Source organism: Sphingomonas bisphenolicum (genome assembly GCF_024349785.1).
GTDB classification, from domain to species: domain Bacteria; phylum Pseudomonadota; class Alphaproteobacteria; order Sphingomonadales; family Sphingomonadaceae; genus Sphingobium; species Sphingobium bisphenolicum.
In genome coordinates, this window is the sequence record NZ_AP018818.1 from 857,501 (window position 1) to 872,892 (window position 15,392).

Below are 15,392 nucleotides of genomic sequence, written 5' to 3' on the forward strand. Positions count from 1 at the left end.
CTAGAGATTAGCGCAACGGTAACGTTGTGCTGATAGCTGAGCAGGCTCAAGCGCCTCTGGCTGCTAACGCAGCCTGATTGGCAGCTGGGCCGGTAGCTCAGGTGGTTAGAGCGCACGCCTGATAAGCGTGAGGTCGGAGGTTCAACTCCTCCCCGGCCCACCAGCAACATGGTGAGGGGCTTTAGCTCAGCTGGGAGAGCGGTTGCTTTGCAAGCATCAGGTCATCGGTTCGATCCCGATAAGCTCCACCATGTGTGTTGTACCAGTTTCTCTAGAGATGAAGAGTAGCGGTTTGCCGGATACGTCCGGTGATATGGCTCGCCCTGCGAGCCTCTTTGACATTGTGAATGGGTTTTTTAATCGATGCCGTGGCGACATGGGGTTGGTTTTTCGGCGTTTCCGCAAGGAAATGGCGGACGATCGATCAAATGTCGTACACACAAGATTATCTGGCTGAGTTTAATAACCACACCGATACAGCTGACGGCAAATGCTACCCAGTATTGTCGTTGGTGGTGTGGACTCTCAAGCGTGAGGTAAGGGCATCTGGTGAATGCCTTGGCATGTACAGGCGATGAAGGACGTGGCACGCTGCGATAAGCGTGGGGGAGCCGTGAGCAGGCTTTGATCCCGCGATTTCCGAATGGGATAACCCACCTTCACCATTTAAGACTGGTCCTGAGCAATCAGGATCCGTGTTAAATGGGAGAGGTATCACTAAGCTGAATAAAATAGGCTTTGGTGAAGCGAACCCGGAGAACTGAAACATCTCAGTACCCGGAGGAAAAGACATCAACCGAGATTCCGTTAGTAGTGGCGAGCGAACGCGGACCAGGCCAGCGCCTGGGATATAATTAGCAGAAGTCTCTGGAAAGGGACGCCATAGCGGGTGACAGCCCCGTATGCGAAAATGATATCTCAGGACTTGAGTAGGGCGGAGCACGTGAAACTCTGTCTGAACATGGGGGGACCACCCTCCAAGCCTAAATACTCGTACATGACCGATAGTGAACCAGTACCGTGAGGGAAAGGTGAAAAGCACCCCGATGAGGGGAGTGAAACAGTACCTGAAACCGGATGCCTACAAGCAGTGGGAGGGTCCTTGAGACCTGACCGCGTACCTCTTGCATAATGGGTCTGTGACTTAGTGTATCAAGCAAGCTTAAGCCGTTAGGTGTAGGCGCAGCGAAAGCGAGTCTGAATAGGGCGACCATAGTTTGATGCATTAGACCCGAAACCCGGCGATCTATGCATGACCAGGTTGAAGGTGCGGTAACACGCACTGGAGGACCGAACCGTTCAATGTTGAAAAATTGTCGGATGAGTTGTGCTTAGGGGTGAAAGGCCAATCAAGCCGGGAAATAGCTGGTTCTCCGCGAAATCTATTGAGGTAGAGCGTCGGATGATTGCCGTTGGGGGTAGAGCACTGGATGGTTGCGGGGGTCGCGAGATCTACCAATACTAACCAAACTCCGAATACCAACGAGTCTAGTCCGGCAGACAGACGGCGGGTGCTAAGGTCCGTCGTCAAAAGGGAAACAGCCCTAACCTACAGCTAAGGTCCCCAAGTCATCACTAAGTGGGAAAGCATGTGGGATTTCCAAAACAACCAGGAGGTTGGCTTAGAAGCAGCCATCCTTTAAAGAAAGCGTAACAGCTCACTGGTCTAAATAAGAGATCCTGCGGCGAAGATGTAACGGGGCTAAAGTGATGCACCGAAGCTTAGGGTGTGATCTTATGATCACGCGGTAGCGGAGCGTTCCGTAGGCCGTTGAAGCGGAAGGGTAACCGACCGTGGAGGTATCGGAAGTGCGAATGCAGACATGAGTAGCGATTAACAGTGTGAGATGCACTGTCGCCGAAATTCCAAGGGTTCCTGCTTAAAGCTAATCTGAGCAGGGTAAGCCGGCCCCTAAGACGAGCCCGAAGGGGGTAGTCGATGGGAACCACGTTAATATTCGTGGGCCTGGAGGTGTGTGACGGATGCCGTAACTGGTCAGGGCTTATTGGATTGCTCCTGGCTGGGAAGGTGTCCCAGGAAATAGCCCCTCCGTATAGACCGTACCCTAAACCGACACAGGTGGAATGGTAGAGTATACCAAGGCGTTTGAGAGAAGTATCCTGAAGGAACTCGGCAAATTGCCTCCGTACCTTCGGAAGAAGGAGGCCCCATCTAAACGCAAGTTCTGATGGGGGGCACAGGCCAGGGGGTAGCGACTGTTTAGCAAAAACACAGGGCTCTGCTAAGTCGGCTTCAAGACGACGTATAGGGCCTGACGCCTGCCCGGTGCCTGAAGGTTAAGAGGAGGAGTGCAAGCTCTGAATTGAAGCCCAGGTAAACGGCGGCCGTAACTATAACGGTCCTAAGGTAGCGAAATTCCTTGTCGGGTAAGTTCCGACCTGCACGAATGGCGTAACGACTTCCCCACTGTCTCCAGGATATGCTCAGCGAAATTGAATTCTCCGTGAAGATGCGGAGTACCCGCGGTTAGACGGAAAGACCCCGTGCACCTTTACTGCAACTTCAGAGTGGCATTAGGAAAGAGCTGTGTAGCATAGGTGGGAGGCTTTGAAGCATCGACGCCAGTTGATGTGGAGCCATAGGTGAAATACCACCCTGCTGTTTTCTGATGTCTAACCTCGTACCGTTATCCGGTACAGGGACCCTCTGTGGTGGGTAGTTTGACTGGGGCGGTCGCCTCCTAAAGAGTAACGGAGGCGCGCGATGGTGGGCTCAGGACGGTTGGAAACCGTCTGTTAGAGTGCAATGGCATAAGCCCGCCTGACTGCGAGACTGACAAGTCGAGCAGAGACGAAAGTCGGTCATAGTGATCCGGTGGTCCCTCGTGGAAGGGCCATCGCTCAACGGATAAAAGGTACGCCGGGGATAACAGGCTGATGATTCCCAAGAGCTCATATCGACGGAATCGTTTGGCACCTCGATGTCGGCTCATCACATCCTGGGGCTGGAGCAGGTCCCAAGGGTTTGGCTGTTCGCCAATTAAAGTGGTACGTGAGCTGGGTTCAGAACGTCGCGAGACAGTTTGGTCCCTATCTGCCGTGGGCGTCGAAATTTGAGAGGAGTTGACCCTAGTACGAGAGGACCGGGTTGAACATACCTCTGGTGTACCAGTCGTTCCGCCAGGAGCGCAGCTGGGTAGCTATGTATGGACGGGATAACCGCTGAAAGCATCTAAGCGGGAAGCCTCCCTCAAGATAAGATTTCTTAGGACGGTCGAAGACCACGACCTTGATAGATCGGATGTGGAAGTGCGGTAACGCATGAAGCTAACCGATACTAATTGTCCTATTCGCGCTTAAGAGTCCCACCATCAACGACAGCACTGGTCTCCAGCGCATGTCAGCGATCGTAGGTTGTTAAGCCAGCCCAGATATATGTTTATATACGAACCAAAATGTGCACGGCATCGATCAAAAACCCATATATGCGCCAGCTTCATTGCTTGGTGACCATAGCGTCTGTGACCCACCCGATCCCATCCCGAACTCGGCCGTGAAACCAGTCTGCGCCGATGGTACTATTGCTCAAGCACTGGAAGAGTAGGGCGTCGCCAGGCATTGAAGCTCGCGCATATATCGGAACACAAAAAAACCCATTCACAACGTCTTTTGCGATCTCTGGTCGTGCCTCTGGCGCGGGATGGAGCAGCCCGGTAGCTCGTCAGGCTCATAACCTGAAGGTCGCAGGTTCAAATCCTGCTCCCGCAACCACAGGTCGCACCCAATGAACCACAGCCCACGTCAGCAGTCAGACGACCTGGCCCGATGATCCCCAGGATCATCAGCCGTCGGCGTTCCACCCGAACTGCCTTTGGTGCTGCCGTCCCGTCAGGCTCATAAGCTGAAGGTCGCGTTCAGCCGGAGCCGGGCATGGACGCAGGCTATAGGCCTGCAGTTTCTTCTGATAATCATAAGAGCAATATTGGCTGCCGCGATCGGAATGGAAAATGCAGCCCTCGGGTGGCTGGCGAAGGCGCACCGCCATATCCAGCGCCCGGGTCGCAAGATACTTTTCATCCTGTCGCTGACAGCTCAACCAACGACACGGCGGCTATGCAGGTCGAGGATGACGGCGAGATAAAGCCAGCCTTCTCACGTACAGACATAGGTGATGTCGCCGGCCCATTTGCGGTTGGGCGTATTGGCGGCAAAATCCCCGTCCAGCCGGTTCGCCGCGACACCCAGGCGATGATGGCTGTCTGTCGTCACCTTGTGCTTGCAAGGCTCAGGCTATATTGTTCCCGGATATGGGCGAGCGCCTTCATATCCGTGCGCTCCCGGCGACTGATCGGGCATGAGCGCCAGGACCGATAGCCGCGCTCGCTGACCTGCAGAACACGGCACATTAACTCCACCGGCCAACGATGCCGCCAGCCATGCACAAAGGCGAACCTCACGGACTTTGGCTCGCGAAGAACTGGGTTGCCTTTTTTAGAACTTCCCTCTCCTCCCGGAGCACACGGCTCTCCAGGCGAAGCCGTTCATTCTCCCGCGCAAGATCTGCCTGCGGCGCGGACACCAGGTCTGACGGACGATAGTGTGACACCCATTTGTTCAGGGTCGACTTGCCAATCCCCAAATCCGACGCAACCCGTTCGCGCGGCAACCCGCTGGTCAGCGCAATGCGCACTGCCTCCTGATTGAACTCTTCACTATGCTTGATCATCTCGTCGGTCTCCTCAAGTGACCGGTACAAAACCGTTACAAGTCCATTCCCGCTTCGTGCTCCTTCAAGATCGCGATGATCTGCTCTTCGCTGAACCTGCTCCGCTTCATTCCGTCCGACTCCTTCGCGTCGGACTCTACTCAAAATCGGTCACATTCCAGGGGAGTACGTCAGCGCCATTGTCAATCAGAACGCATCGACTGCATCATGATGGCCATTCAGTCTACTGGCAGTGCTTCAAAGCTAATATTATTCTGCATCTCGATGGTTCCTGGGCCGACCGCCATGGGGCAGCGCACGCCTGGCATGGCGACCACGTCGAACAATTCGGCGATAAAACCGTCCAGCTTGATCCATTCGACCACGTCGCCGGTCGACAGGTCCACGATCATCACACCGCACCAGGCGGTCGCGTCTCGGCCGCGCATCTCGTCGTCCAGTTGCAGGCCCGCGAACGTGCCGTTGCGCGGCTTGGACAGGGTGACGAACGCGAAACCGTCGTGCAGTGCCAGGCCACGCAGGAAGCCGGGACAGAAGGCGATGTCCTTGCGCATGCCGCTGACGGGGTCGATGCGGCAGATGCGGCCGCGACCGGAATCGAGCAGGACGATGCTGCCGTCGCGATCGACTCGGGGGCTGTGGGGCATCGATAGCTGGTCGGTGATGATGCTGCCGTCGCGATAGTCGATGAGGACACCGCCCTCATGCCGCCGCTCGCGCCAGCCGTTCACGACGTCGCTACGGCTGACCGCCGTCAGATAGGCTGGTCTGCCGTCCACCATCGCGAGGCCGTTGAGGTGGCAGCGATCCTCCGGCGCAAGGCGGGAGATGAAGGGTGGCTTCCACAGCGGCCTGAAGCTGTGCCGCACGTCGAGCGTCGCTAGGCAGCTATATTTGGTGTTGACGAACAGGATGTGGCCATCGGGGTCGACGCCCAGTTCGTGGATGTCGATGTCGCCCGTCGTCTGCGCATTGCGGGGTATCAGCACCTGATCGAACGATCCGTTACCGACTTCGCCGGGGCGCAGCATATTCTCCAGCCGCCAGACCTGATCGAGCGCGCCTAGATACAGCCGACCGGACGGTTGCCAGCACAAACCCATGGCGCGGGTGAATTTTTGTTGATTGAAGGACACGCTGCCGTTCGGCAGCACGCCGACGAGAAACAACTGGCCGCTCTGGTAGCAGCTGAACGCCATGCTGGTGCGGTGCTGGGTAAGCCAGCCGGCAAGCCCACGCGATACGGTGAGATTGGTAGCCTGGTTCGCAGCGGGCGGCGGTGTGGTGGAGGACATGCAGGATCCGGAATCGTGAAGGGGAATGATCGCCGTGCAGGCGTTCGAGGATTAAGGCCTGAACGCCGGCGCGGCAATTATCCCCTTGATTAAATGTCAGAAGCCGATCCGCAGGCCGACCTTGCCGCCGCCGCTGCGATAGTCGCTGCTGAAGCGGGTATCGCCCTCGATAAAGCCGGTAATGCGCCCCTGCGTGATCGACAGCCCGACCCGGCCCTTGCCATAGGCGCCGATCCTGTCGTCATCGAACGATACGCCGGTCGTCATGGTGCTGAACGTCACCGCCGCCTTGCCGCCAAAGGGCTGGACATAGTCGCCCTGCGCATAGAGGTTCAGCTTCGCACCGCCGCCTATGTCGCGCGTGGAGCGTAGCCGCAGGCCCGCACTCGCCCGGCCACCTTCCAGATCGTCGAAATCGACCGTCAATGGCAGATCGAGCGGATCGATCGAGACATGCTGCCAGGAGATGCTGGCGACCGGTTCGATATGGAAGGCGTCCGACCCCAGGCTGAGGCCGATCTCACCGCGTGCGCCATAGGCGTTGCCGTCGATCTTCTTCCCATTCGCACCTGCCGACGCCAGCTTCACATCGATATTGTAGAAGTCATATTTGGCCAGAGCGTTGGCGAACAATATGCCGCTGCTAAAGCTTGCATAAGCGCCCAGGTTCCAGGCGTCGAAGCTGACGCGGTCAACCGACCCGGTGAAGCTGACGATCGAACTGGCATAGCCGCCGGTGAGACCAAAGCCGATATTGCCGTTGCCGATATCGACGCCCAACTGGCTGCCGAACACATCCTGCTTATAGCCGATATTCGCCGCCTGATCGAAGCCGAAAGCGTTGAAGATGCCGGCTTCGTCACGCTTGGCGACCCCACCGACCGCCGACATCCAGAAACCGGAACCGGTCACGCCCGCATCGCGATTGGCGGACAGATGCGCCGCTACGCTGTCGGCGCTCTCGATCCAAAGCGACTGCGCCGTCTCACCGATATTGAGCAGGCGATAGGCCGCGGTCGAGGGCGCGATCGCCAGCGCGAAGCCGTTGGTCGCCGTGTCGAACACAAGGCCGCGCTGGAACAGCCCGCTCGAAACCTGGTTTGCGGCCAAAGTGAAAGCGGTCGCAGAAGTGCCCGTCCCGGCCTGGATTAGCGTCGGAGTACGGCCCAGTTCCGGCGTACCGCTAATGTCGAGCGCCACTATGGTCGACCCCGTCGCTGCGCCGCCGATCACCAGCTTGTCGGCGCTGATCGTCGCGCCATAGGCAAGGTCGAGGCCGAGCGTGCTTGCGCCATTGCCCGTAAAGGCGCCGGATAGCGTAAGGGTATCACCGGCTACGCCGTTACGCATCTCTATCAGGCCGCTGTTGGCAAAGCTTTCGAGGCCCGTGACGCTGCGGCTGACCGGTGTTATAGCGAGCGCCGCGAGGCTTGCGGCGCCATTGGGTGCCAGGCGCAGTGTGCCGCGGTTGACGACGGCGTCCGTGCCTGCGCCGAAACCCACGTCGCCGGCCAGCAGCAGCGCGCCGCTGTTGACCAGTCGATCGTCGCCAGCGCCGAAGCTGGTGCCGTCCGTCAGGCGCAAGGTGCCGCTGTTGATCACGCTGTCATTGCTGTCGGTCAACGCCAGCGCGCCGGATATAGCACCGCTGTTGACGATAGTGATGGGTGCGCCGGTCGCGCGTACCGCTGCGCCGGTGCCGCCGGAGATCGTGCCCGCATTGATCAGACTTGCGCCCCGTCCGGTCTGGAACGTCACGGCATCATGCGTGGCCGAGACGGTCCCGCCCGCCACGACCGTCAGCGCACCAGTCCCATAAGAGGCGATGGCGACGCCGTCACGGCCTGTTCCGGTGGCCAAGACCGTGCCGACAGTGACGTCGGCAGAGGTTGCGCCGCTCGCCATGACCGCCGCCAGTGGGCCGTCGGTTTCATTGTCGCCACGCGCTTCTACGCTATTGGCGCGCAGGGTGACGCTTGCGCCCTGCGCCTCGATCGAGGCATAGCGCGTCGCATTGGTCACGACGCGGTTCGCGGCGATGTCGACCGCGCCGCCGGTCGCAGCGTAAATGCCGGTGGCCCCCGCGCCGTCGGTGGTGATAGTGCCGCTGATCGCGATGCTGATGTCCCCGCTCATACCGGTGGCCAGCACCCCGTTGCGCCGGTCGCCGGTCGCGATGATCGTGCCGCCCTGGATCAGGATGTCGCCGCTTGTCGCAGAAGCCGCGACCGCCGACGTATTGCCGTCGCCGCTGCTCTGCACCGATCCGAAGGTGATAGACGCGCCGGTGGCACCGCTGGCGGCAAGGCCGGGACCGACGCCGGTGTCGCTCGCCTGGACAAGCTGTTCGACCGTGATGGAGGCCATGCCATTGGCGGCGAAGACGCCTATGCCCCTGCCATCGGCAACATGCACCGTACCGGCGATCGCCGTTGCGTTGCCCTGGGCGTAGCTGGACACATCCATGCCGAGCGCGCCTGCGCCGGTCACCGTGATGCTCTGCGCCGCACCATAGGCCGCGCCATAGCTGTGCGAGACGAGGCCATGGGCCGTCGCGCCACTGGTAGCGATCGAACCGGCCATGGCGGCGGCAACTTCGCCTGCCTCCACGAGCAAGCCGATCGACCCGTCGCCACTGGTCTTGATCGACGCGACATCGGCATAGGCGCGGACATAGCTGCGCGCATGCACGGCGTTCGCATTGTCGCCTTGCGTCGAGACGGTGCCGGTCGAGATCACCACATTGCCCTGGGTCGCACCCGCATAGATGCCGGTGGCGCCATCGCCGCTGGTCGACACGCTGCCCGTACCGCTGACCAAGGCACCGCCGGGACTGCGCACCGCGATGCCGCCTTCCAGCGTGCCCGTGGTGGTGATGCTGCCGTCAAGATAGACCGCTGCGGCATCGGCCGCCTGGACCGAGATGATCGCGCTGGCAGGGTCCTGAAGCCGACCGCCGGGACCGGCAGGCACGTCGGGGCCGCGAAGTTGGTCTGCCGAACCGATGACGGTGCCAAGCACGGTAACCGACGCGGCACCGCCGCTGAGGACGTTGACGCCGCGTGCGCCATCGCCGCTGACGGTGAGATCACCGACGGTCAGTTCGACATCCTGACCTGCCATGATGTCGATCGCGCTGGCGCCATCGCCGCTGACGGTGGCTGCGCCGACCAGTATATCGGCGGCACCGGCGGTCTGGAGGGCCAGACCGACGCTGTCGGCACCCTCTGCTATGATCGAACCGACCCCGACATAGGCGTCCGCGCCCGAAGCAATACTGATCCCCTGGCTTTCACGTCCTGACACGGACACGGAATTGAGCGCGATGCTGGCGGGGCCATATGTCGATACGATCACGCCGCCCGCATAATCGCCTTCTGCCGAGACCTGGCCCGCCACGATAGCCGCGCCGCTGGCGGCGGTGACATCGATAGCCGAGCTGGATTCGCCCTGCACCGAGACGGCATTGACGGCGACGGTCGCCATGCCGCCATTATAGACATAGATGCCACCGGCGTAGTTGCCGGTCGCGGACAATTGGCCGGCGAGAATATCGACGTCGCCTGCCGACTCCACGCTGATCACGCCACTATAGTCACCCGTGGCATTGCCCGACTCCAGTCCGATCGTGGTGCGGCCGCCGCTAGATACCAATATGGCTTGCGCACTCTCCCCTTCGGCCGCCAACCGACCGGCGACGATACCCACATCGCCTGCCGCGGTAACGTCGATCGCATTGCCATATGCGCCGGAGATGCTGGCGGATTGAACGCCGACATTGGCTGCGCCGCCTGTCGTCACCAATATGCCGTCGGCGCGATAGCCCTCGACCGCCAACTGGCCTGCGTAGACGGTCGCATCACCGTCTGCCGTGACATCGATCGCGCTGGCGTAGGTTCCCGAGATATCGGCCGATCGCAGCGCGACCGTCGCATCGCCGAACGTCGCCACCGAAATGCCCGTCGCATAATAGCCGGTCGCGCTGATGTCGCCCGCGACGACATTGGCGCCGCCCGATGCGCTGATGCTGATGCCGGTGCTGTAGTCGCCGTCCAGCGTGGCGGTGCCGAGCGCGACATTCGCCACGCCGGCCGTCGTGACGTCGATGCCGGTGGCGGTGTTGCCGGAAGACGTCAGTTCACCGAGGATCACGGTCGCGTCACCGGCGGACACCGTCCTGATCGCGGTCGCACGATCGCCCGTCGTGCTGGCCGATCCTACGCCGACAGCAACCTCGCCCAAGGCGCTGGCGAAGATGCCATCGGCCCTTCGCCCCTTGGTGGAGAGCGTATCCACCAGGATGGATGCGTCGCCCCCGCTGCGGGTCGTAATGCCGTTGGCACGGGTACCGGCCGTGGTCACGCTGCCGGCGGCGATCGCGACGTCACCCAGAACATAGGCGGTGATGCCGCTGGAGGACGCGCCGCTCGTGGTGACGCTGCCTACCTGAATATCCGCCGCGGTTGCCGGCTTGGGGATCGATATCTGTTCGCCGCCATAATAAAGGTCGCCGACATAATAGCCTGGCAGATTGTAGGTTTCGGTACGCCCGGCGATGGTGATGCCGTGAGACCCTGCGCCTTCCGTCGTAATCGATCCAACGGTAACAGTGGCGACGGTTGGCGTTTCGATCTCCAGCGCGGTCGATAAATCGCCCGATGTTGCCACATCGTTCAGATCGACCGTCACATCGGCGCCAGCGAGGATCTGGATCGCCTTGGCCTCGTCGCCCTGCGTGAAAACATTGCCGTTGCCGCTGATCGTCACCGCGCCGCGCGTATAGGCGGAAATGCCGCCCACGCCGCCGCCCGAAGCCTCTACCGTACCGTTATTGACGATAGCAATGTCACCACCGGTGTCGGCGAAACTGCCGTCGGTATAGACATATTCGCCGTCCGGGCCGATTGCGACCGATCCGGGGATATAGGGCCGCTCACCGCGCACCCGAACCGCAAAGTCGCTGCCATTGCCGCCACCCTGGGCTGACACGGTGCCGTCGATCAGGACGCCGGCCGAATAGCCTTCCACATCGATCGCGGTCGCGCGATAGCCGGTCACGACCACATCCTGCACGGCGACCGCAGCATTGCCGTTCGTCGCGCTGGCATCCACGGCGACGGCGCGTTCGCCCGTCGCGGCGATCAGGCCCGTCGCGACGATCGCGGCATCGCCAAATGCACTGGATGCGCTGACTGTGCGAACGCTGCCGGCGGCGGTCGAGGCATCGATGATGCGTATCAGCGCATCGCCGGTGCCGGTGCTGGCGATGACGCCGAACGAGCCGCTATAATCTTCCGACGTCGCATGGACGCTGGCGAGGTCGATCACGACGTTGCCCGCATCGGATCGGGCGGACACGCCGGTCGAAAGCGCACCATGGGTGACGACGCTGCCGCCGCCGACAACCGCGACATCGCCGGCGCCGTAGACATCGATGCCGACGCTGCCCAAACCGAAGGTTTCGATCGTCCCGAATGCGCCGATCGACGCATCGCCCTGAGCAGACCGAACATAGGCGCCGTAAGAGTTCTGGCCACGCGTGACGATGTCGCCATTCAGCGCCATTGCTGCGTCCGCGCCGCGCGCGATTAGGCCATCGCTGCCATCGCCCCAGGTCGAGATGTCGCCAACGCTGACGGTCACGCTGCCCGATCCGCTATTCGGCGTGATCCGCGCCCCGGCAGCGACCGCGGCGCTCCGGTCGCCATAGGTGGCGATCGGGCCTTCGGCGATCACAGTCACGTCTCCGCCGTTCAGCGCGCGCGCATCGATCGCGCGTGCGTCGTCACCATAGGTGGTGACGGAGCGGGCGAGCAGGTCGATCGCGCCGTTGCTGGTTTCAAGATCGATGCCGCGGGCTGAACTGCCGGCCGTCACTATATCCGGGGCGATGGCCGTGATGTCGCCGTTTGCCGTCCTGATCTTGAGGCCGGTCTGGTCGACGCCTTCGGTCACGACCACGGCACCCTCTTCCGCGTAGAGCGAGACCGAGGCAGCGTCTGTCGCCGAAAGGTCGATCGCGGGCGCGGCGTTGCCGCCGGCCGGCATTACGATGGCAACGCCGCTGCGCACCAGCATGTCCAGATCGAGCAGGTCGGACGCCGGATCGGCGGCGGAGGGCTGCGCCCCATAGGCAATGCCGTCGGCGAAAGGATTGCCGCTGTCGTCGCAGATCACGCTACCCTGTTCGCTGACGTCGCCACAGGCCCCGGCAGCTTCCGCCCGATCCGCGAACGACATGCAGGCCAGCGCGGCGACCATGGCCGTGCCGGCGACGAAGGTCATTCGCTTCGGAACAGGCTTCGTCTCGAAAAAGGGCGCGAGATCAAGAACCGTCTGCGTGTCGCGCTCCGGCGCACTGACGACGAAAAAGCTGCGCGAAATGCCTACCGCGAACATGGCGAATCCCCCTGCGACATCGACGGAAGAAGGCTCCCATTAGCCCGCTATCCCGTCGCGCCGCGCAATTCGGCCGTCGCGCAGCGACAAGTCAACGCGTTGGCGGGGTGGTGATACAGAATGCTGGAACTCTGAGACGTTATGGGCGTAAAGCATAAAGCCAAATTTAATTATGTTCGATTTTAAAGGTTTATTGATTCGGTCCATGACGTCACCATCCGACAGAGGCATCCCATTTTTCCAGGTATCGACCGACGACGTCTCCGCGGAGATGGCGTTCGCGGCCTTTAAGCAGTCTGTGCAGGATGTCTTCGCCATTTCCAGGCGATCGGACGACGATTATCGGCTCGACCTGATTGCCTGGCATCTGGGCACCATCATGCTCGGCACCTTCCGATCCTCGGCGCTGGCGTTTGATCGATCGCCCGCGCTCGTGGCGTCGAGCGGTCTGGATCATTTCCTGGTCCAGCTTTATGTCGAAGGCGGCTTCACCGGCGTGGCCGGCGACAGACCGGTGACGGTGGGGGGCGGCGACATCGTCATATTCGATCTGGCCCAGACCCTGCAGACGCAGGCCAATGATTTCAGTAATATCACATTGCTGATCCCGCGCGCCTTTTTCGACCCGACTAACGGTCGCATAGATGGTTTGCATGGTCTGGTTTTGCCCGCGGGCGGCGCCATTACGGGTATGCTGGCAAGCTATATGATTGCTTTGGCTGAACGCACCACAGCCCTTGGTGCTGATGAAGCCGATGTCGCGGCGAAATCGACGGTAGCGCTCATCACCAATCTTCTTTCTGCTTCAAACCGCCAAAATCTTTCTACCGCCACCTTCACGCCGTCTCCGATCAGCCGGCTGACGACGGAGATAGACCGACGGCTGCGCGATCCGGACTTGGATGCAGATATGCTGGCGGCATCGTTGGGCATGTCGCGCGCTTCATTATATCGGGCATTCGATACGATGGGGGGCATTGCCGATTACATCCGCCGGCGCCGGTTGACTATCGCCGCGATGGCATTGACGATACCGGAAAACCGTCGACGCAAGATTTCGGAAATCGCTTTCGAATGCGGTTTTTCCAGCGAGTCCGCCTTCAATCGTGCGTTCAAAGCAGCTTTCGGCATGCCGCCAAGCCAGGCACGCGCACATAATAATCTGCTCTGGTCATGGGCCAATAACAACGTTCATCCCAATGCGAGCGCTGATTTCGTGCGATGGATGAGGATGCTGCGCGCTTGAAATTTCCGATTGGCGTAGCTCGAACTGATGCGGGGATGCTCCGCCGTTTTGCGACGAGACGGAAGACCGTCACAGGCTGCAACGGCCAAGGCCGTGCCAGTCTTCGTCAGAAAATCTGGAACGTCGGCCTGTTCCCGATCTGAATTCGGTATCTGCCTTCTTAGAAGGGGAAGGTGGCGGGAATTGAAGCTGTAAAGGGTTTAGACCCACGCAAAGCGCATTTCGCTGGGCTTCCTGCCATGCCGGTCGTTACTCCATATATGCGACAGAGCATTTGGTGGACAAGCTTGACTGGATGACGTGCGCTTGATTCGAGGCCGCCATCCGCTGAAACGCTTTTACTTAGACACACTTCATGATAGCGCTCCCAAAGATAAAATGGGGAGGGTCCGATATGGGCGGTGACATTCTATCCGTGTTGAAGGGCACGTTGGACCCTCACGGCCCCGCGGTGACCGCAAAAATGGTCAGTTACACGCCGGCGGACTATAGCGTTCATTTCTTTCTGCAACTTGTGTTGATCATGGCGACATGTCGCGCGGTGGGATGGCTGGGCCGAAAATTTCTGGCTCAGCCTCAGGTGGTGGGCGAAATGATCGCGGGTGTGATCCTGGGGCCGTCGCTGTTCGGGATGATCGCACCGGAGCTGCACGCGATGATCTTTCCAAAGGAAACCAGCAGCGTCCTTTACGCCGGATCGCAATTGGGCGTATCCCTTTATATGTTCCTCGTCGGCCTGACCTTGAGGCTTGATCATTTTCGATCCAAGGCGCGCAATGCAGCCATGGTTTCGGCGGCCGGGCTGCTTGCGCCGTTCCTGATGGCCGTGTTGATCACGCCTTATATATTGCAGGTTCCTGGTCTGTTTGCGGATGGGTTGGGGCAGGGGCAGGCCACCTTGTTCATGGGTGCATGTATTGCGCTGACCGCTTTCCCTATGCTGGCGCGGATCATCAACGAGCGCGGTTTGGCGGATAGTCCGCTCGGAACGCTGTCGCTGACGGCGGGCGCATTCGACGACGCGGCGTCATGGTGTGTTCTGGCCGTGGTGCTGGCTTTGTCAGGGGGTAACAGCGCGATCGCGGTCGTCGCGATCGTGGGCGCGGTTCTGTACGCTGCGTTTCTCCTGTTGTTCGGCCGAAAATTATTGGCGCCGCTGGGTCGCGCCGTCGAGGCGCGGGGCGAAATGAGCGCAACGATATTGGCCATAACATTGTCCCTATTCTGCCTGTCCGCTTTCATCATGGATGCCATCGGCATTCACGGGATATTCGGCGGCTTCATTTTGGGTGTGTTCATGCCGCGCGGTCTGTTCGTGGAAGAACTGAAGGCGAAGATCGAGCCTATAGCGGTCGTCCTCCTTCTGCCGATGTTCTTCACCTATTCCGGCCTTAACACGCGCTTGGACGTCATGAGCTCGGTTCCCTATCTTTTGATAGCTTTGGGGATATTGTTCGTCTCCATCGTCGCCAAATTTGGCGCCTGTTATCTGGCGGCCCGTTTGTCGGGGAAGATAATCACACCGCCTTGGGCATCGGAGCATTGATGAATTCCCGTGGTCTGATGGAATTGATCATCGTCAATATCGGCATACAGAAGGGGATTATTCAGCCGGCGCTATTTTCGATGCTGGTGCTGATGGCCGTCGTGACCACGATGATGGCTGGCCCCCTGTTCGAGCTGTTTTATGGTCGGCGCGCGCGCGCTATTGGCCGATTGGCACCCAATATTTGACAGGCATTGCGCCAACAGTTCGTCTATGCCG

Annotated in this window: 3 protein-coding genes, 3 tRNA genes, 2 rRNA genes and 2 pseudogenes; 7 read left to right on the forward strand and 3 right to left on the reverse strand. The window is 60.2% G+C overall.

Features of this window, described 5'->3' with window-relative positions; all coding sequences use genetic code 11:
• Positions 1-86: 86 nt before the first annotated feature.
• From SBA_RS22290 to SBA_RS22310, 5 genes are all read left to right on the forward strand, one after another.
• Positions 87-163, forward strand: a tRNA-Ile gene (locus tag SBA_RS22290).
• A 12-nt stretch (positions 164-175) separates the two neighbouring features.
• A tRNA-Ala gene (locus tag SBA_RS22295) sits at positions 176-251 on the forward strand.
• A 276-nt stretch (positions 252-527) separates the two neighbouring features.
• Positions 528-3,321 (forward strand): 23S ribosomal RNA (locus SBA_RS22300).
• 142 nt (positions 3,322-3,463) lie between these two features.
• A 5S ribosomal RNA gene (gene rrf / locus SBA_RS22305) occupies positions 3,464-3,578 on the forward strand.
• A 77-nt stretch (positions 3,579-3,655) separates the two neighbouring features.
• Positions 3,656-3,732, forward strand: a tRNA-Met gene (locus SBA_RS22310).
• A gap of 178 nt (positions 3,733-3,910) precedes the next feature.
• Here the strand turns inward: SBA_RS22310 and SBA_RS22315 are convergent.
• The 3 genes and pseudogenes from SBA_RS22315 to SBA_RS22325 all read right to left on the reverse strand — a co-directional run.
• A pseudogene (locus tag SBA_RS22315) lies at positions 3,911-4,687 on the reverse strand (DDE-type integrase/transposase/recombinase); the annotation flags it as partial.
• A gap of 218 nt (positions 4,688-4,905) precedes the next feature.
• Positions 4,906-5,982 (reverse strand): TIGR03032 family protein, encoded by a 1,077-nt coding sequence (locus tag SBA_RS22320; protein WP_261937066.1) that lies wholly within the window; start codon positions 5,980-5,982, stop codon positions 4,906-4,908.
• A 96-nt stretch (positions 5,983-6,078) separates the two neighbouring features.
• A complete protein-coding gene (locus SBA_RS22325) occupies positions 6,079-12,381 on the reverse strand; it encodes an autotransporter outer membrane beta-barrel domain-containing protein (protein ID WP_261937067.1) in 6,303 nt (2,100 codons plus the stop codon).
• Between the two features lie 172 nt (positions 12,382-12,553).
• Between SBA_RS22325 and SBA_RS22330 the strand changes: the two genes are divergently transcribed.
• Positions 12,554-13,627: a helix-turn-helix domain-containing protein gene (locus SBA_RS22330; RefSeq protein WP_261937068.1), complete on the forward strand. Its 1,074-nt coding sequence runs from the start codon at positions 12,554-12,556 to the stop codon at positions 13,625-13,627.
• A 394-nt stretch (positions 13,628-14,021) separates the two neighbouring features.
• Positions 14,022-15,361 (forward strand): annotated as a pseudogene (locus tag SBA_RS22335) (cation:proton antiporter).
• Positions 15,362-15,392 lie beyond the last annotated feature (31 nt).